The organism is Microbacterium sp. che218 (assembly GCF_040436305.1).
Classification (GTDB): Bacteria; Actinomycetota; Actinomycetes; order Actinomycetales; family Microbacteriaceae; genus Microbacterium; species Microbacterium algihabitans.
This window is the reverse complement of the sequence record NZ_AP031501.1, coordinates 811309-835591: the sequence shown is the minus strand read 5'-3', so window position 1 is coordinate 835591 and position 24283 is coordinate 811309. Positions and strand designations below refer to the sequence as shown.

At 67.9% G+C, this 24283-nt stretch carries 17 protein-coding genes and 3 rRNA genes; 15 read left to right on the top strand and 5 right to left on the bottom strand.

The genetic code is table 11. The annotated features are described in order from the left end of the window. Positions 1 to 6: 6 nt before the first annotated feature. Genes ABXS86_RS03935 through ABXS86_RS03925 form a run of 3 tightly spaced genes read right to left on the bottom strand, consistent with a single transcriptional unit; the run spans position 7 to position 1957 of the window. On the bottom strand, positions 7 to 975 hold the full coding sequence (locus ABXS86_RS03935; protein ID WP_353665683.1) for a sensor histidine kinase: 969 nt from the start codon (positions 973 to 975) through the stop codon (positions 7 to 9). Continuing rightward, a complete protein-coding gene (locus tag ABXS86_RS03930; RefSeq protein WP_307210632.1) occupies positions 972 to 1649 on the bottom strand; it encodes a response regulator transcription factor in 678 nt (225 codons plus the stop codon). Before ABXS86_RS03930 ends, ABXS86_RS03935 begins: the two co-directional genes overlap by 4 nt. After that, positions 1646 to 1957: a hypothetical protein gene (locus ABXS86_RS03925; RefSeq protein ID WP_056227956.1), complete on the bottom strand. Its 312-nt coding sequence runs from the start codon at positions 1955 to 1957 to the stop codon at positions 1646 to 1648. The genes ABXS86_RS03930 and ABXS86_RS03925 overlap by 4 nt, the downstream gene beginning before the upstream one ends. A 165-nt stretch (positions 1958 to 2122) precedes the next feature. Between ABXS86_RS03925 and ABXS86_RS03920 the strand changes: the two genes are divergently transcribed. The 9 genes from ABXS86_RS03920 to ABXS86_RS03880 all read left to right on the top strand — a co-directional run bounded on the left by ABXS86_RS03920 (position 2123) and on the right by ABXS86_RS03880 (position 10902). Next, complete coding sequence (locus ABXS86_RS03920) at positions 2123 to 3103, top strand: intradiol ring-cleavage dioxygenase (protein WP_353665682.1); 981 nt, start codon at positions 2123 to 2125, stop codon at positions 3101 to 3103. A 26-nt stretch (positions 3104 to 3129) separates the two neighbouring features. Then, on the top strand, positions 3130 to 3369 hold the full coding sequence (locus ABXS86_RS03915; protein WP_353665681.1) for a twin-arginine translocase TatA/TatE family subunit: 240 nt from the start codon (positions 3130 to 3132) through the stop codon (positions 3367 to 3369). Next, complete coding sequence (gene tatC / locus ABXS86_RS03910; RefSeq protein ID WP_353665680.1) at positions 3366 to 4175, top strand: twin-arginine translocase subunit TatC; 810 nt, start codon at positions 3366 to 3368, stop codon at positions 4173 to 4175. The genes ABXS86_RS03915 and tatC overlap by 4 nt, the downstream gene beginning before the upstream one ends. After that, entirely contained in the window at positions 4163 to 4660 is a 498-nt protein-coding gene (locus ABXS86_RS03905; RefSeq protein WP_353665679.1) for a Sec-independent protein translocase TatB, read from the top strand. The genes tatC and ABXS86_RS03905 overlap by 13 nt, the downstream gene beginning before the upstream one ends. Before the next feature lie 9 nt (positions 4661 to 4669). After that, positions 4670 to 5371, top strand: a complete 702-nt coding sequence (locus ABXS86_RS03900; RefSeq protein ID WP_353665678.1) for an NUDIX hydrolase — start codon at positions 4670 to 4672, stop codon at positions 5369 to 5371. Between the two features lie 42 nt (positions 5372 to 5413). Further along, positions 5414 to 7114, top strand: coding sequence for a glucose-6-phosphate isomerase (gene pgi / locus ABXS86_RS03895; protein WP_353665677.1), 1701 nt, complete (start codon positions 5414 to 5416; stop codon positions 7112 to 7114). Between the two features lie 311 nt (positions 7115 to 7425). Beyond that, positions 7426 to 8403, top strand: a complete 978-nt coding sequence (locus ABXS86_RS03890) for a phospholipase (RefSeq protein WP_353665676.1) — start codon at positions 7426 to 7428, stop codon at positions 8401 to 8403. Positions 8404 to 8573: 170 nt separating this feature from the next. Further along, positions 8574 to 9152 carry a PadR family transcriptional regulator gene (locus ABXS86_RS03885; protein WP_353665675.1) on the top strand — a complete coding sequence of 193 codons (579 nt, stop codon included), beginning with the start codon at positions 8574 to 8576 and terminating at the stop codon, positions 9150 to 9152. A gap of 52 nt (positions 9153 to 9204) precedes the next feature. Then, the gene (locus ABXS86_RS03880; RefSeq protein ID WP_307210657.1) at positions 9205 to 10902 is read left to right on the top strand and encodes an ABC1 kinase family protein; all 1698 of its coding nucleotides are present in this window, start codon (positions 9205 to 9207) and stop codon (positions 10900 to 10902) included. Between the two features lie 56 nt (positions 10903 to 10958). Here ABXS86_RS03880 and ABXS86_RS03875 read toward each other — a convergent pair whose 3' ends face one another. After that, a complete protein-coding gene (locus tag ABXS86_RS03875; protein ID WP_353665674.1) occupies positions 10959 to 12080 on the bottom strand; it encodes a hypothetical protein in 1122 nt (373 codons plus the stop codon). A gap of 59 nt (positions 12081 to 12139) precedes the next feature. Between ABXS86_RS03875 and ABXS86_RS03870 the strand changes: the two genes are divergently transcribed. Further along, positions 12140 to 15145: a hypothetical protein gene (locus ABXS86_RS03870; RefSeq protein ID WP_353665673.1), complete on the top strand. Its 3006-nt coding sequence runs from the start codon at positions 12140 to 12142 to the stop codon at positions 15143 to 15145. Positions 15146 to 15149: 4 nt separating this feature from the next. On the opposite strand, the gene ABXS86_RS03865 is transcribed toward ABXS86_RS03870, so the two are convergent. Continuing rightward, positions 15150 to 16181 (bottom strand): lytic transglycosylase domain-containing protein, encoded by a 1032-nt coding sequence (locus ABXS86_RS03865; protein ID WP_409988240.1) that lies wholly within the window; start codon positions 16179 to 16181, stop codon positions 15150 to 15152. 462 nt (positions 16182 to 16643) lie between these two features. On the opposite strand from ABXS86_RS03865, the gene rpsA reads away from it, so the two are divergent. From rpsA to rrf, 5 genes are all read left to right on the top strand, one after another. After that, positions 16644 to 18098 carry a 30S ribosomal protein S1 gene (gene rpsA / locus ABXS86_RS03860; RefSeq protein WP_056227982.1) on the top strand — a complete coding sequence of 485 codons (1455 nt, stop codon included), beginning with the start codon at positions 16644 to 16646 and terminating at the stop codon, positions 18096 to 18098. A 104-nt stretch (positions 18099 to 18202) separates the two neighbouring features. Then, a complete protein-coding gene (locus ABXS86_RS03855; RefSeq protein ID WP_307210668.1) occupies positions 18203 to 18376 on the top strand; it encodes a hypothetical protein in 174 nt (57 codons plus the stop codon). A 580-nt stretch (positions 18377 to 18956) separates the two neighbouring features. Beyond that, positions 18957 to 20478 (top strand): 16S ribosomal RNA (locus ABXS86_RS03850). 410 nt (positions 20479 to 20888) lie between these two features. After that, positions 20889 to 24001 (top strand): 23S ribosomal RNA (locus tag ABXS86_RS03845). A 100-nt stretch (positions 24002 to 24101) separates the two neighbouring features. Continuing rightward, positions 24102 to 24218: ribosomal RNA gene (gene rrf, locus ABXS86_RS03840) — 5S ribosomal RNA — on the top strand. Together the 16S, 23S and 5S rRNA genes form the textbook arrangement of a ribosomal RNA operon. The last annotated feature ends 65 nt before the right edge of the window (positions 24219 to 24283 follow it).

Sequence of the window (24283 nt, the reverse complement as noted above, 5' to 3'; positions counted from 1 at the left end):
GGGCGGTCAGCGGGCGCGGGGGAGACGCAGGGCGAACACCGTGCCCGCGGGTGAGGTGCGCTCGACCTCGATGCTGCCGCCGTAGCGGGTCGCCGCCTCGCGCACGAGCGCCAGGCCCAGACCGAACCCCCGGCGGCGGCCCGACTCCGCCCCGCGCGCGAAGCGTTCGAAGATGCGGGGCAGATCGTCGTCGCGGATGCCGCTTCCCCCGTCCTCCACGCGGACGACGACCTCGCGTTCGTTGGCGTCGGCGGTGACCGTGACCTCGGAGCCCGCGGGCGTGTGCCCGATGGCGTTGTCGAGCAGGGACGTGCACATGCGCACGACGGTGACCGCGGGGACCGCGACGGTCGCGATCGTCAGCTCGCCCGGACGCAGGTGCACTCCCGCGTCGTCCGCGAGAGAGGCGAGGGCGTCGGTCGCCGCCCGCACGCTGTCGTCGACCCGCGCGGTGCCCGTGTGCACCTCGCCCTCGGCGGTCAGCAGCATGTCGGCCAGCACGTCGTCCATGATCTGGGCGTCGCGCCGCAGCTGATCAAGCGGCTCGTCGGCGGGTTCGCCGCGGTGCAGGCGTCGCTGCACGATCTGGATGCGACTCGTCAGAGCGGTCAGCGGCGTGCGCAGCTCGTGGCTCGCGTCGGAGACGAACGCGCGCTGCCGGCGCAGCGCCTCGTCCAGCGGTCGAACCGACCAGCGGGCCGCGGCCCAGCCGACCAGCCCGAGCACCACGACCCCGACGAGACCCAGGCCGAGGATCCACGGCAGCACGTCGTCGAGGTCGACGACGAAGCGGTCGCCCATCGGTGCGCCGCCCGGGACGCGCCGACCCCCGCCCTCGGTGCGCGCCTGCGCCACCAGAACGGCGACGAGGATGCCGACACCCACGGCGATCGCGACCGCCGACGCGCCCGCGACGAGCGTGCCCACCCTCAGCGCGGCCCGGCGGACGACCTGCCGGTCGTCGTCGGCGCTCACCGCTCGGCCCCCGCGCGATACCCGCGCCCGCGCACGGTCTCAACGAGATCGGTCGCGGTCTTGCGGCGTAGGTAGTGCACGTACGTGTCGACGGTGGTCACGGCATCCGGAGACGAGAACACCGCGCGGGCGATCTCCTCGCGCGAGAAGACGTGGTCGGGGCTCCGGGTGAGCAGCTCGAGTACGGCGTTCTCGGTCGAGGTGAGGGCGATGCGCTCGCCGGAGGGGCCGTAGACCACGGCCGTGTCGGGGAGGTAGGTCCAGTAGGCGACCGCGCGTCGACGCCCCTCGGCGCGGAAGCCGCGCCGCAGCGCGCGCAGCCGCGCGAGCAGCTCGTCGAAGTCGAAGGGCTTGAGGAGGTAGTCGTTCGCACCGGCATCCAGCCCCTCGACGCGGTCGGCGACGGCACCCAGCGCCGTGAGCAGCAGCACGGGGGTCGTGATGTGGGCGGTGCGCAGGTCGCGCACGATCTCGGCGCCGTCGCGGCCGGGAAGACGGCGGTCGAGCAGGATCACCTCGAAACTCTCGCGCAGCGCCCGGTCGCGACCCGCCAGCCCGTCGGCCTCGTGCACGACGTCATAGGTCTCGCGGAGCACCTCGAGCGTCATCGCGGCGATCTCGGCGTCGTCCTCGACGTAGAGCAGACGCGGCCGCGGCGCGGCGGTCTCGCTCACTGCACCCCCGCGCGCGGCGGGCTCACGTTCCAGCCGAAGCGCTCGAGGGCGTCGAACAGGCGCCGGGCCTGCGCCCACGCCACCGCGCCCGACACGTCGGAGTACACGTCGATCGCGAACGGCGGGGGATCGGCGAACTTGGGGATCTCGACCTCTGCCCACGCGTGCGGGGCGAGCCAGACGCGCGGGCTCATCGTGCCCGCACCGTCGACACCCCCGTCGGCGGCGAAGGCGATCGCGTCGAGGGCGTCGATCTTGGTGATCGGCATGTTCACGACGAGGGTCACGGCGTGCAGTGTTCCGGTCATCGCGTACCTCCCTCGTTCATCCTGACACGTGCACCAGGGGCGGGGACGGCGGATCCCGGGCGGATCCGGCGCGCATAGCCAGTCCATAGATTCGGTGAGGGAGGGGGCAGGGTCCCTGCGTCATCGTCGCTTCATCGACACCCGCCTCGACCGATGGAGCACACCGTGAGCAGAATCCCCGACACCCAGATGACCCCCGACGGCCCCGCCTACGAGGGCCGTCTGCTCGACCGCGCCGACGAACCCGTCGTCGACCAGGGCGCGCCCTTCGACATCCGCACGCTGGTCTCGCGGCGCGGCATCCTGGGCCTGGTCGTGCTGGGCGCCGGAACCGCCACGCTGGCCGCGTGCGCTCCCTCGGCTTCCGGCGCCGCCACGACAACCGCGACGGTGACCCCGACCGCGACGCCCACGGCGAGCGCGACCCCGAGCGCCACCGCGACGAGCGCGGCCGCCGCCCTCCCCTCGGGCGAGATCCCCGACGAGACCGCCGGCCCCTACCCGGGCGACGGCTCGAACGGCCCCGACATCCTCGAGCAGTCCGGCATCGTCCGCAGCGACCTCCGCTCGAGCCTCGACGGCGGAGCCACGGCCTCGGGCGTTCCGATGACCCTGAACCTCACGATCTTCGACTCCGCCAACGGCGACGTGCCCTTCGCGGGTGCCGCCGTCTACGTCTGGCACTGCGACGACCAGGGCCGCTACTCGATGTACTCCTCGGGGATCGAGAACGAGAGCTACCTCCGCGGCGTCCAGGTCGTCGGCAGCGACGGCGTCGTGTCGTTCACCTCGATCTTCCCCGGCTGCTACGACGGCCGGTGGCCGCACATCCACTTCGAGGTGTACCCGAACGTGGATGCCATCACCGACGCCTCGAACGCGATCGCCACCTCGCAGGTCGCCCTGCCGCAGGCCGCGTGCGACGTGGTCTACGCCGACGCGGCGTACCCCTCCTCGGCATCCAACCTCACCCGGGTGTCGCTTGAGAGCGACAACGTCTTCGGCGACGACGGGGGAGCCCTCGAGCTCGCCACCGCCACCGGCGACAACACCACCGGGTGGACGGTGGCCCTCGGCGTCCGCGTCGACACCGCCACCACCCCGACCGCGGGCGCGATGCCCGGCGGTGCGCCCGGCGGGCGCTGACCCCTCCCTCGAAAGGAACCCCTCCCATGCTGCAGAACCTCACCGGCTGGCACGCGCTGATCGTGCTGGCGGTCATCGTCCTCATCTTCGGAGCCGCCAAGCTCCCCGCCCTCGCCCGCAGCCTCGGTCAGTCGGTGCGCATCCTCAAGACCGAGGTGAGCGAGTCCCGCGCGGACGCCGCCGCCGAGCCCGACCCGCAGGCCCCGGCCCGGGCGCAGGGCGCGTCCGCTTCGGCATCCGTCCTCGCACCCCCGAGCGCGCCGTGACCTCCGCCGCCGCTCCCACCGTCGCGTCCCCTCGATCCGAGACTCCCCGGTCGGCCGCCATGCCCGTCGCGGCGCACCTCGACGAGGCGACGCGGCGCGCGGTGCGGGCGGCGGTCGCCCTCGCGGTCTGCGCCCTCGCCGGCTGGTTCCTGTACGAACCGGTGATGGACCTGGTCCGCGCGCCGATCGCGCAGATCGCGGCCGAGCGCAACGCGAGCCTCAACTTCGACAGCGTCACCGGAGCCTTCGACCTGCGCCTTCGCGTGGCCCTGATCGCCGGGTTCGTCCTGTCGAGCCCGGTCTGGCTGTACGAGCTCTTCGCGTTCGTGCTCCCGGGGCTCACGCGGCGCGAGCGGCGCTACGTCCTCGGCTCGGTCGGGGCCGCGGTTCCGCTGTTCGCCGCCGGGTGCGCGACGGGACTGCTGCTGTTCCCGCACATGGTGTCGGTGCTGGCGGGCTTCGCCTCGAGCGACGACTCCACGATCCTCGACGCGGGCGCCTACATCGACTTCGCCCTCAAGATCGTCATCGCGACGGGCCTCGCCTTCGTCCTGCCGGTCGTGCTGGTGGTGCTGAACCTCGCGGGCATCGTCTCGGCCCGCGCTCTCGCGCACAGCTGGCGGTACGCGGTCGTGGCGATCGTGCTCTTCAGCGCCCTCGCGACGCCGTCGGCCGATGTGATGTCGATGTTCGTCGTCGCCGTTCCGATGACCGCCCTGTACGCCGCGGCGCTCGCGATCGCCGCCCTGCACGACCGCGCCCTCGCCCGGGCGTCGGCGTCGGAGGAGACCTCATGTTCGGCCTGACCCTCGAGAAGCTCCTGCTCGTGGGGCTCATCGCCGCGGTGGTGATCGGTCCGCAGCGGCTGCCCGCGGTGGTCGCGCGCCTCGCGTCCCTCCTTCGCGCGCTTCGCGGAATGGTGGATGCCGCGCGGCACCGCGCCGCGACCGAGCTCGGGGTCCCCGCCGACGCGACCGAATGGCGCGCCCTCGACCCCCGGCGGTACGACCCGCGTCGCATCATCGCCGAGGCCCTCGCGGCACCGCCCGTGGCGATCGCCGCCGACACGGCATCCGTCCCCGTCCCGATCGAGCAGTCGGTTGCGGATGCCGCGGACCCCGCCGGTCCCGTCACGCCCGAGCCCCCGAGTGCCCCGATGCGTCGCGTGCGGGTCGGAAGCTCCGCCCACCCCCGCTGGATCGACGTGCCCGACGCGTCCGGTCCCGACGCTCCCGCCTCCGATGCACCCGCCGCCGGGGAGGCGACCGCGCGGTCCGCCGTCACGGCATAGCCTCGGAGCATGTCCTCGCCCCGCGCCCAGCTCGAAGCCCTGCTCGCGCGCGGCCTCGGCGACGTCTCTCCGGCGTTGCAGGCGCTGCCGGTCGAGGGCGAGGCGCGCGCGGCGGCGGTGCTCATCCTCTTCGGCGTGCTCGACGGGGTGCCCAGCCGCCGGGCGTCGAGCACCGTCCCGAGCGACCTCGACGTCCTCCTGCTCGCGCGAGCGAGCACCCTGCGCGCCCACCCCGGGCAGGTCGCGTTCCCCGGGGGGCGGCTCGATCCGGAAGACGCGGATGCCGTGGCGGCGGCGCTGCGCGAAGCGCGCGAAGAGACGGGGCTCGACCCGAGCGGAGTCGACGTGCTGGGGACGCTCGAGAACGTCCCCCTGGCGTTCTCCCGTCACGAGGTGACCCCGGTGCTGGGATGGTGGACGCGCCCGACGCCCGTGCGCGCGGTCGACGCCGCCGAATCGGCCGAGGTGTTCCGCGCCCCCGTCGCCGACCTGCTCGACCCCGACCGGCGCGGGGTCACCGTGATCCGCCGCGACGGCCGGGAGTGGCGGGGCCCCGCGTTCTCGCTCGAGACGCCGCGCGGACCGCAGACCGTCTGGGGCTTCACCGCGATGCTCCTCGACGGACTCTTCGACCGGCTCGGGTGGACCGAACCGTGGGACGACGCGCGCGAGATCGCCCTCCCGGTGCCCCCGTCGGTCGAGCGCGCCTAGCGCGTCGCGCGGTGTTCGTCATCCGGCCCGCGCGCCGGCCCGATGCTCGCTAGCGTGGGGTCTGTGACTGCGCCTATCGACCCCACCTCCACCTCCGCCTGGTCCCGCCTCACCGCTCTGCGCGACGGGTTCGAGCCCGACCTGCGCGGCTGGTTCGCCGCCGACGCCGACCGTGCCGCGACCCTCACCCGCACGATGGGCGACCTGCACGTCGACCTGTCGAAGAACCTCGTCACCCCCGAGGTGCTCGAGGCCCTCCTCGCGCTCGCCGACGAGACGGGCGTGCGCGAGCGCTTCGCCGACATGCTCCGCGGCGTGCACCTCAACACCAGCGAAGACCGGGCCGTGCTGCACACCGCCCTTCGTCGCCCGGCCGGCGCCGCGCCCGCCCTCGTCGTCGACGGTCAGCAGATCGACCACGACGTTCACGAGGTGCTTGACCGGTTGAGCGCCTTCGCCGACCGCGTGCGCTCGGGCGAGTGGCGCGGCGTCACCGGCAAGAAGGTCACGCACGTCGTCAACATCGGCATCGGCGGCAGCGACCTCGGCCCCGTCATGGTCTACGAGGCCCTGCTCCCGTACGCCGACGCCGGCATCCACGCGCGGTTCGTGTCGAACATCGACCCCACCGACATCGCGCAGAAGACCGCCGACCTCGACCCCGAGACGACGCTGTTCATCGTCGCGTCGAAGACGTTCACCACCCTCGAGACGCTGACCAACGCCCGCCTCGCGCGCGACTGGCTGTGGGCGCAGCTCGCCGAGAAGGGGGCCATCGCCGACTCCGACGAGGCCCGCACCGACGCCGTGGCCCACCACTTCGTCGCCGTGTCCACCGCTCTCGACAAGGTCGAGGCGTTCGGCATCGACCCGACCAACGCGTTCGGCTTCTGGGACTGGGTGGGCGGGCGCTACTCCGTCGACTCCGCGATCGGCCTGTCGCTGGCGATCGCCCTCGGACCCGACGTCTTCCGCGAGCTGCTGGCCGGCTTCCACACGGTCGACGAGCACGTGGCATCCACCCCGCTCGAACAGAACGTGCCGGTCCTGATGGGACTCCTCAACGTCTGGTACACGAACTTCCTCGGCGCGCAGTCGCACGCCGTGCTGCCCTACGCCCAGCAGCTGCACCGCTTCGCCGCGTACCTGCAGCAGCTCACGATGGAGTCGAACGGCAAGTCCGTGCGGTGGGACGGCTCGCCCGTCACCACCGACACCGGAGAGGTGTTCTGGGGGGAGCCCGGCACCAACGGCCAGCACGCGTTCTACCAGCTCATCCACCAGGGCACGCGCCTGATCCCGGCCGACTTCATCGCCTTCGTGAACCCCGCGTACCCGCTGGCCGACGACGGGCGCGATGTGCACGGGCTGTTCCTGGCCAACTTCCTCGCGCAGACCAAGGCGCTCGCCTTCGGCAAGACGGCCGAAGAGGTCGAGGCCGAGGGCACGACCGGAGCCCTCGTCGCCGCGCGCACGTTCCCGGGCAACCGCCCGACGACGTCGATCTTCGCGCCCTCGCTGACCCCGTCGGTGCTGGGGCAGCTCATCGCGCTGTACGAGCACATCGTGTTCACGCAGGGCACGATCTGGGGCATCAACTCCTTCGACCAGTGGGGCGTCGAGCTGGGCAAGCAGCTCGCCCTGCAGATCGCGCCCGCGATCGAGGGCGACGCCGACGCCCTGGCGTCTCAGGACGCCTCGACGCGCGCGCTGCTGGACTACTACCGCGCCCACCGGGGCTGACGGATCAGAGCCTCCTGGGGGCTCGGAGGGCCGATTCGGCGGATTTTTTCTCCGCCGGATCGGCCTTTTCGTTTCTGCGGCGGGGAGGCCCGCGGGCGCCGCGTCGGGTGAAGGGTCACCGCGCGGGTCGCGACCCCAGAGAAAGACCAGTTCAGAGGATATTTTGTCGCATGTGAGCGCAGGGGGTCCCCGGATGCCGATTACCCGGTCATCCGCGTGTCTGCGCACCCCGCCCGACGCGCCCCGCTCTCACGGGCCTTTCAGGTAACGAAGAGATAACGCTCAGAACCGGCCCCCACACTCGGGGACTTGTGTCGACCCGAACGACACAGCTCTCGCTCGAACCCGACGAGCGTGCCCCCGACGAAAGACCATTACTTTTGCTGCGTTCCGACCTCAAGATCACCCACGTCAACCGCGCCCGGCGCACCCTCGTCACCGCCGCCACCTGTGCGGGTCTCGCCCTCGGCCTCGTCGCCACCACGGGTCTAGCCATCGCCGCGCCGGTGTCGTTGCCCGACGCCTCGGCCGCGACCTTCCCCGCTCCGGCCGCGACGCTCTCGGTGGCGAACGCCCCCACGATCGACGCCGTCGTGACCGGCGCGACCTCCGCTCTCGACGACGCGCAGTCGACGTTGTCGAATGCCGAGGCCGTGCAGGCCGACGTCGCCGCGACCGGCCTGCCGCTCTCGATCGGCGACGCGACGGTCGACACCTCGGCCCTGCAAGACGCGGTCACCCGCCTCGACTCGCGCGACATGCTGCCCGTGCTGCTCGTGCCCGCGCTCAGCCAGAACGCGCAGACCGAGACCGAGCGCGTCTCGGCCCGTGTCGCCGAGGTCAAGGGCAGCCTCGAGCAGGCGAAGACCGAGAAGGCGGCGGCGGATGCCGCGGCCGAGGCGCAGCGGCAGGCTGAGGCCGCCGCGGCTGCCGAGGCGCAGCGTCAGGCCGATGCCGCCGCCGCGCTCGCCCGCGTCAACACCCCCGAGGGTGCCCGCGCGTACGCCCAGCAGTTCATGGCCGAGAAGTACGGCTGGGGCAGCGACCAGTTCTCGTGCCTGTCGTCGCTGTGGAACAAGGAGTCGGGCTGGAACTACAAGGCCTACAACAACGACGGCGGTGCCACCGGCATCCCGCAGTCGCTCCCCGGGAGCAAGATGGCGACCTTCGGCGCCGACTGGCAGACCAACGCCGCCACGCAGATCCAGTGGGGTCTCGACTACATCGATCGCGCCTACGGCGCTCCCTGCAGCGCCTGGAGCCACTCGCAAGCGATGAACTGGTACTGAGTCTCTCCGCACTTTCGCTGCGCTTCCCCGTCATCGGGGGAGCGCAGCGTTCGTTTCGGCGGTGCCTCGACGTCGAGCGATCGCGGGCCGATTCCCAGCCTCCAGGGGCCCTCAGCGATATATCGTTATGTATCGCTGACTCAGGTCGGGTCCGCGCGAAGGAGGTCGTCATGAGTGGTTCATTCCTGGGAGACGCGTTCGGCGGACGCGGCGGTAACAACACCCCCGGCTGGCCGATGTCCAACATCCTCGAGGGTCTCGAGCAGCTGCGCACGCAGTTCGAGCAGAAGGCCTCGACGACGCCCCGCATGAACAAGGGCGACGTGCGTTCGGCCGTGCTCTCGCTGCTGCTCGAGCAGCCGATGCACGGCTACCAGATCATCCGCGAGATCGAAGACCGCAGCGGCGGCTCGTGGAAGCCGAGCCCCGGCTCGGTGTACCCCACGCTGCAGCTGCTGACCGACGAGGGTCTCGTGCAGGCCGAGGAGTCGAACGGTCGCAAGACCTACTCGCTCACCGCCGAGGGCCGCGCCGCGGCCGGCGACGAGACCACCGAGCGCACCGCGCCGTGGGAGTCGGCCGGATCCCGCGACGGCGGTCGCATGACCGCGCTGCCCAAGGCCGGCATCGAGCTGGCTCAGGCGGCGGCGCAGGTCGGCCGCACGGGCGACAAGGAGCAGATCGCGCAAGCGGTCGAGATCATCGAAGAGGCGCGCCGTAAGCTCTACTCCATCCTCGCCCAGGGGTGAGGTTCACCGCGTTCGACGCGTGCGGGGCGCACGTCGGCATCCAGGAGATTCGATGACCGACGACGCCCTCATGAAGGCCCGTTACCGCCGCATCACGCGTTTCGCCGCACGTTACCTCGTGCAGGCGTGGTGGTACGAGCTGTTCCTGCCGCGGTTCGGCCTCGGGTGGATCTCCGCCCGGGGCCGCACCCGCCGGCTCGAGCGCATCGCGCAGCGCTTCCACGTGCTCGCGGTCGACCTCGGCGGTCTCATGATCAAGGTCGGGCAGTTCATGTCGTCGCGCCTCGACGTGCTGCCGCCCTCGATCACCAAACAGCTCGAGGGCCTGCAAGACGAGGTGCCCGCGGTTCCGTTCGTGCAGATGCGCGCCCGTGCCGAAGCAGAGCTCGGCATGCCGCTGGAGCGCGCGTTCGCGAGCGTCGACGAGCGGCCCCTCGCGGCGGCGTCGCTGGGCCAGGCGCACCGCGCCGTGCTCACCGACGACCTGGCGGCCGAGACCGGACTGAGCGCCGTCGTGCTGAAGATCCAGCGCCCGGGCATCGACCGGATCGTCGACGTCGATCTGCGCGCCCTCCGCAAGGTCGGTGTGTGGCTCAGCAAGGTCGCCCTGGTCCGCGATCGCGTCGACATGCCCTCGCTCGTCGAGGAGTTCGCGATCACGAGCCTCGAAGAGATCGACTACCTGCACGAGGCGGCCAACTCCGAGCGCTTCGCCGCCGACTTCGGCGGACCCGACGGCGTGGCCGTGCCCGAGGTCGTGTGGGAGCGCACCACCCGCCGCGTGCTGACCCTTCAAGACGTCACCGCGATCAAGATCAACGACGTCGACGCCCTCCGTGCCGCTGGCATCGACCCCTCCGAGGTCGCCGCCCGCTTCGCGCGGGTGATGTTCGACCAGCTGTTCGACGACGGCTTCTTCCACGCCGACCCGCACCCCGGCAACGTCTTCGTCACGCCCCTCGAGGGCACGACCGAGGCCGGCACCCCGGCCTGGCGCTTCACCTTCATCGACTTCGGCATGATGGGCGAGGTCCCGCCGAGCCTGCGCCGGGGGCTCCGCCGCGTGCTCATCGCCGCCGCCTCGCGCGACGGGAAGGGCCTGGTCGACGGCATCCGCGATGTCGGCGTGCTGCTGCCCTCGGCCGACACCGTGCAGCTGGAGCGCGCGATGACGGGCCTGTTCTCGCGCTTCGGCGGAATGGGCTTCGCCGAGCTGCAAGAGGTCGATCCGCGCGAGTTCCGCGCGTTCGCGATCGAGTTCGGCGACGTCGTGCGATCGCTGCCGTTCCAGCTGCCCGAGAACTTCCTCCTGATCGTGCGCGCGATGTCGCTCACCAGTGGCATGTGCAGCGCGCTCGATCCCGCCTTCAACATCTGGGATGCCGTCGAGCCCTACGCCCAGCGCCTGATCCGCGAAGAGAGCGGCAACACCGCGCAGGCCTTCGTGCGCGAAGTCGGAGCGGTGGCAGCCGTCACCGCGCGCCTCCCGCGTCGCGCCGACAACCTCATCTCGCGCTTCGAAGATGGCTCGGTCTCGGTGCAGACGCCGCGCATCGAGCGCCGCATGCGCGATCTCGAGCGCATGGTGCGCCGGGTCGTCTCGTCGGTGCTGTTCACGGGCCTGCTCATCGGCGGCGTGCTGCTGCAGGCCGAGCAGGCGGTGCTGGGCACGATCCTCATGATCGTGTCGATCGCGCCGCTCTCGCACGCGTTGCTCGCGGGGTGGGTCGCTCGCCGCAACGGCCTCTGACCCGCGGGAGCAGGCGCTGCGAGCGGCGGTGAAGACGGTTCCGGATGCCGCCGGGCTCAGCGTCCGTCGACGATCGACATGAAGCCGGCGAACGCGAACAGCCCCGGAACGACGTAGAGCCCCGTGCGCACGACGATCCACGTGATCTTCGCGATGACCGGGAGTCGTCCCGTCTGGGGCGTGCGCGCGTCGAGGCGTCTGCCGTCGCGGCCGATCAGCGGCGACGGCGGTCGCCAGGTCGCGACCTCGCGCGCGGCGGCGGCGATCTCCACCGCGCCTTGCCCGGGCACGCGCTCGTCGACGTAGCGGCGCGAGAGCGCGGCGAGACGCGGAACGACGTGCGTCAGCGCGGCATCCACTCGCTCCCAGTCCGCTGCGCGGGTGTAGTCCGCGTCGAGCTGCCGGAAGAAGACCACGGTGTCGTCGCGCATCTCGACGTCGAACTCCGCCGCGTGATCGACGAGGGCGCCCATGACGTCGGGGGTGAGCACGTAGAGCGCGTCGGGGCCGTACCCGTCGGGGGCGAAGGTGCGGAACGACCGGTCGAAGTCGCCCTCGAGCGAGAGCTGCTGATGACGGGCGACCGCGGCCGGAAGGCCCGCGCCCCAGCCGTCGTTGCTGCGGGAGTCCAGCACCAGGTGGGGGAGCGGCGAGGCGAGCCGCACGAGGAGGTACTGCCATGGGCGCGCCCGTGGAACCCGCGCCCGCACGGTCCCGAACTCGGCGCCGGCCGCGACGAACCGCGGATACTCCCGGACGCCGACGCTGTGGTCGGTCACCAGCGAGGTGAAGGTCGCGTGTCCGCTCGCGTCGGGGCGGAAGCCGTTGGCGAGCGCCGTGAGCTCGCGCCGCCCCTGCCGCAGTCGCGCGCGGGTCGCGCGAGGCTGCAGAGACCAGCGCCAGAGCGCGACGGTGAGGGCGAACCACCCGACGAAGACGCCGACGGCCCACCAGAACGCGGTGGCCTCGCCCGGGCCCACGGTCCCGTCGCCGTAACCGTCGACCGCGACGCCGATCGAGAAGAAGACCACGAACAGCGCCCACAGCAGCATGGTGTTGTTCACGTGCAGCAGCACCTGGCGTCCCGTGGGCACCCAGTCCGGTCGGGGGCGGGGAGCGGCGGATGCCAGGGCGGCGGCCACCTCGTCGGCGGGGGCGTCGAGCCACCTCAGGTCCACGTGCACGTCCTCTCGGGCCTGTGCCGTGTCGCGGCGCAGTGCCTCCCTAGACTGGCGCGGTGTCGACCGATCCGCAGCGTCCCCTGTCGGCGTGGCGGTTCGACGGGACGCTCCGCGCGTACCAGGCCGACGCCCTCGACCGTGTCGACGTCGATGCCGGCGAGCCGCTGCACCTCGTCGCCCCGCCCGGGGCGGGCAAGACCCTGCTCGGTCTGCTGCTGGCGATGCGCCGCGGCGGTCGCGCGGTGGTGTTCGCCCCGACCACGGCGATCCGCGCGCAGTGGGCCTCGGCCGCCCGGGGGCTCGCTCACGACACCGCCGCCGTCTCCGACGACCCCGACAGCCCGGCCGCCCTCACCGCGCTGACCTACCAGGCGATCAGCGTCGTCGACTCCGCCGACCCGTTCGCCGGTCTCGCCCGACGGCGTTGGCTCGACGAACTCGAGGCCGATGCGCGCACGCCCGACGAGGCCGAGCGCTGGCTCGACGCTCTCGCGTCGAGCAACCCGCCGGCGCACCGCCGCGGCATCCGGTCCCGCTCCCGTGCGCTGCGACGCTCGCTCGCGCGGTACGACGCCGAGGCGCTCATGGCGTCGCTGCACCCGCACGCCCGTGAGCTGATCGACCGGCTCGTCGACGCCGGGGTCGAGACGGTGATCCTCGACGAGTGCCACCACCTGCTCGACCACTGGGCGCTGGTCGTGGCGGCCCTGCTGGCGCGGCTGCGCGCGGCGGGGCGCGCCCCGCTCGTGATCGGCCTGACCGCGACGCTTCCCTCGCCCGACGACGCCGACGAGTACGACAACTACGTCTCGCTGCTCGGAGACGTCGATCTCGAGGTTCCGGTCCCGGCGGTGGTGCGCGAGGGCGACCTCGCGCCGTACCGCGACCTCGTGCACGTTGTCGCCCCCACCGCCGAGGAGCAGGCGTTCCTCGGCGCCCACGCCGAGGCGCTGCAGGTCGCCCTGCACACGACCTTCTCGGTCGGCGAGGGCCGCGACTTCCTGGTCCGCGCCCTGCAGCCTCCCGAGGCGCCCGCGGGGACCCTCGATCCCCTCGAGCCCCCGCCGGCGGGCACGCCCGCGCGCACCGCCACCGAGACGCCCTCCGACCCGTTCGCGCCCCCACCCGCAGCCGCGCCGGACGACCGCGACGCCGAAGCCGCCGCGATCGACCGCCGCCTCGCCCTGGCGTTCGCGGCGGATTTCGCCGGCGCCGAGGCCGCCGCCGCGATGCTCGCGCTCACCGCGCCCGGGCATCCGGTGGTCGCGCGGATGCCCGCCGTCGCGCGTCGCGCTCCCTCGACCGACGAGACGGTGCGTCTGATCGGGCGCTACGCCCTCGAACGCGTGCTGCCCGACCCCTCGCGCGAACCCGACTGGCAGCGGCTGAAGCGCCTGCTCGCCGACTTCGGATACGCCTTGACCGACCGGGGCGTGCGCCGCTCCCGCGACGCGATCGACACGGTGCTGTCATCGTCGCTCGCGAAGGACCGCGGAGCCTGCGACGTGCTCGCCCGCGAGCGCGCGGAGCTGGGCACGCGCCTGCGGGCCCTGGTCGTGACCGACTTCGTCACCCACGGCAACACGCACGGGGGTCTGCTCGGCAGCGCGGGCGCCGTGCGCACGTTCTCGGTCGTCATCACGGATGCCGCGACCCAAGGCCTGCGGGCCGTGCTGGTCACCTCGTCGACGGTGCGCATCGCGGCCGTCGACGCCGATCTCCTGCTGCCGGTCCTCTCCGCCGAGCTAGGGGTCGAGGCGACGACAGCGCCCTGCGACGACGACCCCGCCGCCCTCGAGGTGCGGGGGATCGCAGGCGCGGGCATCGTCCGCGTGGCGGCGCGACTGCTCGCCTCGGGAGCCGTCGACGTGGTCGTCGGCACGCGGGGACTGTTCGGCGAGGGGTGGGACTGCCCGGCGGTCAACACGCTGATCGACCTGACGGCGGTGGCCACGGCGTCGGCGACGCAGCAGCTGCGCGGGCGCACGCTCCGTCTCGACCCCGCGTGGCCCGAGAAGGTCGCGCACAACTGGACGATCACCGCGATGCTGCCTCCCTCGTCGTCGTTGCAGGCGCAGCCGGATGCCGCGCGCCTGACCCCCAAGCACGACCGCCTCTGGGGGCTCGACGTCGACCGAACGGCCGAGGTGGTCCGCGGGATCGGCGCGGCGCTGGGTGCGGAGCGCCGGCGGGCTCTCGACGCGGTGCGCGAGAAGACCGCCGGAGCCTCGCTCGCGCCCCTGTCCGGTCTCGAGGCCGTGCCGCCGCGGGCGCAGACGCGCGCCGACTGGCGCGTCGGCACGCCCTACGTCGACCGTGAAGAAGCGGCATCCGTCATCGAACGTCCGCGCAGCGCCCCGACGTTCTCGACCTCGGTCGTCGCCGCGCGGGCGCTGGGGTCGAGCCTGGGCGCCGCGGTCGCGCTGGTCGTGCTGGGGCTGGGGGCGGCGGTGCTCCTGCCGCACCCGGTGGGCTCGCCCGTCGCCGCGCTCGTCGCGCTGTGCGGGGCTGTCGCCGCCGTCCCGTTCGGCCGCGCCTGGGTCCGCACACGTCGGCAGGCGAACGACGCCCCCGAGACGCTCCGCCGCATCGCGGGCGTGGTGTGGGACGCCCTCGTCGCCGCCGGCCGGGTCGCCCCGGTGCCGAATCGCCCGATCGTCGAGACCGAGCCGCTCGAGGGCGGTCGCGTGCGCGCCCGGATCCGCATGCCCAGCGCCCCGGTGTCCGCTCAGCGCTCGTTCGGCGCAGCGCTCGAGGAGCTCACCGCGCCGATCCGCTCCCCGCGGTTCGTCCTCGAGATCGATCGCGGCGCAGGGTCGATCCTCGTGCGCGCGGTGCTGGGCCGGGCCGGTCGCGACCGCCCGCGGACGTTCGTCGCCGTCCCCGCCGAGATCGGTCGCCGACGCGACGACGCCGTCCGCTTCGCCGCGCTGTGGCGGACGCAGGTCGGTCCCGCAGCCCTCCGCGAGGTCTCAGGAGTCGAACACCTCGCCCTCATGAGCGAAGCGCGCCGCTCCGGAGGATTCTCCGAGGCGGCGCGCTCCGTGATGCGCTGGGACTGAGGGGTCAGTACCAGCCGGTCGACTGCGAGTGACCCCACGCGGCGCAGGGGGTGCCGTAGCGGCCCGAGATGTAGCCGAAGCCCCAGGCGATCTGCGTGGCGGCGTTGGTCTGCCAGTCGGCGCCGGCCGACGCCATCTTGCTGCCGGGAAGGGCCTGCGGAATGCCCGTGGCGCCGCTGCCGGCGTTGTAGGCCTTGTAGTTCCAGCCCGACTCCTTGTTCCAGAGCGAGACGAGGCAGCTGAACTGGTAGTCGCCCCATCCCCAACCTGCGAGCATGCCGCGGGCGGTCGCCTGGGCACCGGCGGGGCTGTTGTCGCCCGATCCGCCGCCGCTCGAGGCCGGGGGAGCCGACGACGTGCCGCCGCCCCCACTGCTCTTGTTGCTGCTGCTGCTTCCGCTGTTGGAGCTGCTGGAGCTCTTGGCGGCCTGCTGCTCGGCGGCGGCCTTCTCGGCGGCGGCTGCGGCGGCGGCCGCTTCGGCCTCCTGGCGCGCCTTCTCGGCGGCGGCTTCCTCTTCGGCCTTCTTGGCGACGGCGGCGTCGAGGCCGCCGCGCAGCTCCGACACGCGCTGGTCGACCGTCGCCGAGGCGGCGGTGACGTTCTCGGTGAGCGCGGGCAGGAAGGTCTCGGGCAGCACGTACGCCTTCTCGAGACGGTCGGTCGCGGCCTCGAGGGCCGTGGTGTCGACCGTGGCGGGCTGGCCGATGTCGAGACCGGATGCCGCGATGTCGCCCTGCACCTGCGTGGCGGCGCTGAGAGAGGTCGAGGCGGCGGCGGTGGCCGCGCGCGCCTCGGAGATCTGGGGTCCGGCGGAGGCCGCGAGGGCGACGGGGGTGGTCGCCGAGGCGAGCGAGAAGGTGGCGGTCGACAGGTCGGCGGGGGAGGCCGTCGCTGCCGGGACGGTGCCGGTGAGGGCCGCTGCCGCGACGACTCCGACCACGAGGGCGCCCATGGCCGTCAGAGGACGACGACGGGTGCGACGGGTGGCCAGGCGACGGGCGCGACGATTGGTAAGGGGCGTCGAATCAGAGCGCATAGAACCGGTTTCACGTGAGGGAGGACGGTGCGGGTGTCACCGTCCGGCCCGCGCACGGCGGGTACGAAATCGGGAGCCTGGCACGGCAGTCTGGATGCCACCTGGGCGTACCGCTCTCGATCGGCCCGAGAAAAGTGCCGATCCGGGGCGAATCGATCCCGCCGATTCCTCGCATCCGGATGCCGTGCGTCCCACGCGCGCGAACGACGACGATCCCCAGGGCGGGTGCACGCCGGCCCACGGAGCGGTGCGGGCGGTCAGTGCGCTAAACTGAGGTGTCACACGTATGGCTCTGCTCGTTTCCCGAGTGAGCCCGTGGCATCGCACGAACAAATCCGCTTCGCTTCGACTCGCGGTATCCGTTCGCCCATGGGCGTCCGAATGCCCGAAGGCCATGGTCCGCCGGACCACTGGCACAGGAGTCGGAGCCCGACACCACACCCAACTAGGACAACCCACTACATGACTACCGCAACGACCGCCCCGGCTACCAAGCAGGTCGCGATCAACGACATCGGCTCGGCCGAAGACTTCCTGGCCGCGGTCGAGAAGACGCTCAAGTTCTTCAACGACGGAGACCTCATCGAAGGCACCGTCGTGAAGATCGACCGCGACGAGGTCCTCCTCGACGTCGGCTACAAGACCGAGGGTGTCATCCCCTCCCGCGAGCTCTCGATCAAGCACGACGTCGACCCCAACGAGGTCGTCAACGTCGGCGACCACGTCGAGGCCCTCGTTCTCCAGAAGGAGGACAAGGAAGGCCGCCTCATCCTGTCCAAGAAGCGCGCGCAGTACGAGCGTGCGTGGGGCGACGTCGAGAAGATCAAGGAGAACGACGGTGTTGTCACCGGTTCCGTGATCGAGGTCGTCAAGGGTGGTCTCATCGTCGACATCGGCCTCCGCGGCTTCCTCCCGGCTTCGCTCATCGAGCTGCGCCGCGTCCGCGACCTCACGCCGTACCTCGGCCAGGAGATCGAGGCCAAGATCCTCGAGCTCGACAAGAACCGCAACAACGTCGTGCTGTCGCGCCGCGCCCTGCTTGAGCAGACGCAGTCCGAGTCGCGCACCACGTTCCTCAACAACCTCCACAAGGGCCAGGTCCGCAAGGGCACGGTCTCGTCGATCGTCAACTTCGGTGCGTTCGTCGACCTGGGTGGCGTCGACGGTCTCGTCCACGTCTCCGAGCTGTCCTGGAAGCACATCGAGCACGCCTCCGAGGTCGTCGAGGTGGGCCAGGAGGTCACCGTCGAGATCCTCGAGGTCGACCTCGACCGCGAGCGCGTGTCGCTCTCGCTCAAGGCGACGCAGGAAGACCCGTGGCAGGTGTTCGCCCGTACCCACGCGATCGGTCAGATCGCTCCGGGCAAGGTCACCAAGCTCGTTCCCTTCGGTGCGTTCGTCCGCGTGGCCGACGGCATCGAGGGCCTCGTGCACATCTCCGAGCTGTCGGGCAAGCACGTCGAGCTCGCCGAGCAGGTCGTGTCGGTCGGCGAAGAGGTGTTCGTCAAGATCATCGACATCGACCTCGAGCGTCGCCGCATCTCGCTGTCGCTCAAGCAGGCCAACGAGTCGGTCGACCCCAACGGCACCGAGTTCGACCCGGCGCTGTACGGCATGGCAACTGAGTACGACGAGCGTGGCGAGTACAAGTACCCCGAGGGCTTCGACCCCGAGTCGGGTGCATGGCTCGAGGGCTTCGACACTCAGCGCGAGGCCTGGGAGCAGGAGTACGCCGCTGCTCAGGGTCGCTGGGAAGCCCACAAGGCTGCCGTCGCCAAGGCCCTCGAGGCCGAGGCCGCCAACCCGACGGACGCCGGTTCGTTCGGTGGATCGTTCTCGTCGGAGACGCCCGCCCAGGGCACCCTCGCCGACGACGAGTCGCTGGCTGCGCTTCGCGAGAAGCTCTCTGGCCGCTGATCCGTCCCGCATCGAAGGCCGGTACCTCTTCGGAGGTGCCGGCCTTCGGTCGTTTCCGGGTGCAACCCCCCGCGCGAGGTGGGGGAGCAGGGCAAGATGGTGGCATGGCCTCTCGACTTCCGCTTCTCATCACCCTCGCCGGCGTCGCCGTGCTGTTCCTCTCGATCCTGTTCGTCTTCGCCCTCGTGATCGGCGCGATGTTCTTCGGGGGCATCGAGTTCTACGGCGGCCTTTCCGAGGCGGCGTCCTCGGTGGCGACGTTGCACCTCGCCGCCTGACCCGCGATGCGGAAGGGCCCGAGCGACGACACCGTCGCACGGGCCCATCGTCGTTTCCGGAGGATTCCGCGGTTCCGGGCCCCCGACACGCCCGGGGAGCGCCTGGATTCGACGGGTCGGCGGCTCCCGCGTAACTTATTACTTGTTCGCCCCACAGGGGAGAGCGGAGGGGCCGGAAGGCCACGCTTCCTCTCAAGCGGTGAATTACCCAGAACCCCACCAAATGGTGTAAGGTTTTGGTTCTGGCCGTTCGGCCGGTTCCCGAGGGCGATCTCTTCGTGAGGTCCCACTGCGGAATCGAGTGCTGAGTGGCCGGTGAAGGTAGTGAACTGCTTCACGGGTAGGTCGGAAGACTGTTTCCTGTGGGTGCGTCCGTTCCTTGAGAACTCAACAGCGTGCACTTGTCAAATGCCAATTTATTCCTCGTCGGTCCGTGTATTCGGATTGCGAGAAATTCCTTTGGATCAAAGACCAGCCCTTTCGGGGGTTGGCATATGGATACGTCAGTAATGATGTTTCTCTTTGGTCAGTTTCAAACTCGCTGCGGCCCCGTTTTCCCGGTGGTTGTATGCATTTCTTTTTTACGGAGAGTTTGATCCTGGCTCAGGATGAACGCTGGCGGCGTGCTTAACACATGCAAGTCGAACGGTGAAGCCAAGCTTGCTTGGTGGATCAGTGGCGAACGGGTGAGTAACACGTGAGCAACCTGCCCTGGACTCTGGGATAAGCGCTGGAAACGGCGTCTAATACTGGATATGAGCCCCTATCGCATGGTGGGGGTTGGAAAGATTTTTTGGTCTGGGATGGGCTCGCGGCCTATCAGCTTGTTGGTGAGGTAATGGCTCACCAAGGCGTCGACGGGTAGCCGGCCTGAGAGGGTGACCGGCCACACTGGGACTGAGACACGGCCCAGACTCCTACGGGAGGCAGCAGTGGGGAATATTGCACAATGGGCGAAAGCCTGATGCAGCAACGCCGCGTGAGGGATGACGGCCTTCGGGTTGTAAACCTCTTTTAGCAGGGAAGAAGCGAAAGTGACGGTACCTGCAGAAAAAGCGCCGGCTAACTACGTGCCAGCAGCCGCGGTAATACGTAGGGCGCAAGCGTTATCCGGAATTATTGGGCGTAAAGAGCTCGTAGGCGGTTTGTCGCGTCTGCTGTGAAATCCCGAGGCTCAACCTCGGGCCTGCAGTGGGTACGGGCAGACTAGAGTGCGGTAGGGGAGATTGGAATTCCTGGTGTAGCGGTGGAATGCGCAGATATCAGGAGGAACACCGATGGCGAAGGCAGATCTCTGGGCCGTAACTGACGCTGAGGAGCGAAAGGGTGGGGAGCAAACAGGCTTAGATACCCTGGTAGTCCACCCCGTAAACGTTGGGAACTAGTTGTGGGGACCATTCCACGGTTTCCGTGACGCAGCTAACGCATTAAGTTCCCCGCCTGGGGAGTACGGCCGCAAGGCTAAAACTCAAAGGAATTGACGGGGACCCGCACAAGCGGCGGAGCATGCGGATTAATTCGATGCAACGCGAAGAACCTTACCAAGGCTTGACATATACGAGAACGGGCCAGAAATGGTCAACTCTTTGGACACTCGTAAACAGGTGGTGCATGGTTGTCGTCAGCTCGTGTCGTGAGATGTTGGGTTAAGTCCCGCAACGAGCGCAACCCTCGTTCTATGTTGCCAGCACGTAATGGTGGGAACTCATGGGATACTGCCGGGGTCAACTCGGAGGAAGGTGGGGATGACGTCAAATCATCATGCCCCTTATGTCTTGGGCTTCACGCATGCTACAATGGCCGGTACAAAGGGCTGCAATACCGTGAGGTGGAGCGAATCCCAAAAAGCCGGTCCCAGTTCGGATTGAGGTCTGCAACTCGACCTCATGAAGTCGGAGTCGCTAGTAATCGCAGATCAGCAACGCTGCGGTGAATACGTTCCCGGGTCTTGTACACACCGCCCGTCAAGTCATGAAAGTCGGTAACACCTGAAGCCGGTGGCCCAACCCTTGTGGAGGGAGCCGTCGAAGGTGGGATCGGTAATTAGGACTAAGTCGTAACAAGGTAGCCGTACCGGAAGGTGCGGCTGGATCACCTCCTTTCTAAGGAGCATCTGACGCCCTGTAATGGGGTTGTTCAGGCGCCGGATCAGACCGAATGTGTCTGCCGGTTAGCTCATGGGTGGAACATTTGACTTGGTGCTCATATCTGATGGTTTGGATCTAGTACGCAGCTTGTCTGTGGGAACGGTTCGGTCCAAAGGGGTGGGCACATGCACGCTGTTGGGTCCTGAGGGGCCGGGCGCTGACGGGGGTCTTCGGATTCGTTGTTGGTGGCTGTTCCTCGAGGGCCTTTTTCTGGTGTCACGGTTGTGGCGTCGGGGAGGGGTACCGCCCGTACTTTGAGAACTACACAGTGGACGCGAGCATCTTCGACATGAGCCTTCGGGTTTGTGTCGTGAAGATGATCTTAAAGATCATTAGTCAATTTTTTGACGATTCAACTCATGTGATTTCAAGTCTTTAAGAGCAAACGGTGGATGCCTTGGCATCTGGAGCCGAAGAAGGACGTAGCAATCTGCGATAAGCCTCGGGGAACTGATAAGCGAGTTTTGATCCGAGGGTGTCCGAATGGGGAAACCCCGCCAGGGCGCGTGCGTACCTGGTGACTCCCGCCTGAATATATAGGGCGGGTAGAGGGAACGTGGGGAAGTGAAACATCTCAGTACCCACAGGAAGAGAAAGCAAAAGCGATTCCGTCAGTAGTGGCGAGCGAAATCGGAAGAGGCTAAACCTAGCGTGTGTGATAGCCGGCAGGCGTTGCATGTTGGGGGTTGTGGGACTTTTCGGATTGTTCTGCCGAATGATCGACGTGACAAGAGAGTATAGACGAACGGTTTTGAACGGCCGGTCATAGAGGGTGCGAACCCCGTAGTCGAAATGCTTGTTCTTGGCGTGAAGAGTATCCCAAGTAGCACGGGGCCCGAGAAATCCCGTGTGAATCTGTCAGGACCACCTGATAAGCCTAAATACTCCCAGATGACCGATAGCGGACAAGTACCGTGAGGGAAAGGTGAAAAGTACCCCGGGAGGGGAGTGAAATAGTACCTGAAACCGTTTGCTTACAAACCGTTGGAGCCTCCTTAGTAGGGGTGACAGCGTGCCTTTTGAAGAATGAGCCTGCGAGTTAGCGATACGTGGCGAGGTTAACCCGTGTGGGGTAGCCGTAGCGAAAGCGAGTCTGAATAGGGCGATTCAGTCGCGTGTCCTAGACCCGAAGCGAAGTGATCTATCCATGGCCAGGTTGAAGCGACGGTAAGACGTCGTGGAGGACCGAACCCACTTAGGTTGAAAACTGAGGGGATGAGCTGTGGATAGGGGTGAAAGGCCAATCAAACTTCGTGATAGCTGGTTCTCTCCGAAATGCATTTAGGTGCAGCGTTGCGTGTTTCTTGCCGGAGGTAGAGCTACTGGATGGCCGATGGGCCCTACAAGGTTACTGACGTCAGCCAAACTCCGAATGCCGGTAAGTGAGAGCGCAGCAGTGAGACTGTGGGGGATAAGCTTCATAGTCGAGAGGGAAACAACCCAGACCACCAACTAAGGTCCCTAAGCGCGTGCTAAGTGGGAAAGGATGTGGAGTTGCTTTGACAACCAGGAGGTTGGCTTAGAAGCAGCCACCCTTGAAAGAGTGCGTAATAGCTCACTGGTCAAGTGATTCCGCGCCGACAATGTAACGGGGCTCAAGCACGCCACCGAAGTTGTGGCATTGACATTTTTGGTAGGCCTTCGTGGTCCAGCCGTGTTGATGGGTAGGAGAGCGTCGTGTGGCGAGTGAAGCGGCGGGGTGACCCAGCCGTGGACGCTACACGAGTGAGAATGCAGGCATGAGTAGCGAAAGACGTGTGAGAAACACGTCCTCCGAAAGACCAAGGGTTCCAGGGTCAAGCTAATCTTCCCTGGGTAAGTCGGGACCTAAGGCGAGGCCGACAGGCGTAGTCGATGGACAACGGGTTGATATTCCCGTACCGGCGAAGAACCGCCCAAGCTAATCCAGTGGTGCTAAGAGTCCTAGCTCGGAATGTTGTTGATCCCTTCGGGGTGAAGGCACGTCCGTGTGAACGCTCGACCCCATGCTGGTGCGGCTAGCGTATTAACAGGTGTGACGCAGGAAGGTAGCCCAAGCCAGGCGATGGTAGTCCTGGTGCAAGTGCGTAGGCCAAGTGATAGGCAAATCCGTCACTTATTAAGGCTGAGACACGATGCGGATAAAAAGTGGGTGATCCTATGCTGCCAAGAAAAGCATCGACGCGAGGTTCAAGCCGCCCGTACCCCAAACCGACTCAGGTGGTCAGGTAGAGAATACCAAGGAGATCGAGAGAATCGTGGTTAAGGAACTCGGCAAAATGCCCCCGTAACTTCGGGAGAAGGGGGGCCATCCACTTATTAGGACTTGCTCCGAAAGGGTGTGGTGGCCGCAGAGACTAGTGGGTAGCGACTGTTTACTAAAAACACAGGTCCGTGCCAAGTCGCAAGACGATGTATACGGACTGACGCCTGCCCGGTGCTGGAAGGTTAAGAGGACCGGTTAGCCGCAAGGCGAAGCTGAGAATTTAAGCCCCAGTAAACGGCGGTGGTAACTATAACCATCCTAAGGTAGCGAAATTCCTTGTCGGGTAAGTTCCGACCTGCACGAATGGCGTAACGACTTCCCAACTGTCTCAACCGCGAACTCGGCGAAATTGCATTACGAGTAAAGATGCTCGTTACGCGCAGCAGGACGGAAAGACCCCGTGACCTTTACTACAGCTTGGTATTGGTGTTCGGTGTGGCTTGTGTAGGATAGGTGGGAGACGGTGAAGCATTCACGCCAGTGAGTGTGGAGTCATTGTTGAAATACCACTCTGGTCACTCTGGATATCTAACTTAGGACCGTGATCCGGTTCAGGGACAGTGCCTGGTGGGTAGTTTAACTGGGGCGGTTGCCTCCCAAAATGTAACGGAGGCGCCCAAAGGTTCCCTCAACCTGGTTGGCAATCAGGTGGCGAGTGTAAGTGCACAAGGGAGCTTGACTGTGAGACTGACAGGTCGAGCAGGGACGAAAGTCGGGACTAGTGATCCGGCAGTGGCTTGTGGAAGCGCTGTCGCTCAACGGATAAAAGGTACCTCGGGGATAACAGGCTGATCTTGCCCAAGAGTCCATATCGACGGCATGGTTTGGCACCTCGATGTCGGCTCGTCGCATCCTGGGGCTGGAGTAGGTCCCAAGGGTTGGGCTGTTCGCCCATTAAAGCGGTACGCGAGCTGGGTTTAGAACGTCGTGAGACAGTTCGGTCCCTATCCGCTGCGCGCGTAGGAAGTTTGAGAGGATCTGACCCTAGTACGAGAGGACCGGGTTGGACGAACCTCTGGTGTGTCAGTTGTTCCGCCAGGAGCACCGCTGATTAGCTACGTTCGGGATGGATAACCGCTGAAAGCATCTAAGCGGGAAGCCGGCCTCAAGATGAGACTTCCATACCATTTATGGTGAGAGGCTCCCAGCCAGACTACTGGGTTGATAGGCCGGATGTGGAAGCGTAGTAATACGTGAAGCTGACCGGTACTAATAAGCCGATGACTTGATAACACACCGTTTTTGGTGCTTGCGTCCACTGAGTGGTTCTCGATGTACGGTCGGGAACACAACAATGAAATATCGTTGTTGGTTTTTGAAACATCAATAGTGTTTCGGCGGCCATAGCGAGAGGGAAACGCCCGGTCACATTCCGAACCCGGAAGCTAAGCCTCTCAGCGCCGATGGTACTGCAGGGGGGACCCTGTGGGAGAGTAGGACACCGCCGGACTTCCTTTAAGTCGAAATGGCCACCCAAAGCTGGGTGGCCATTTCGCATTTACAGGCGTGCTCGCG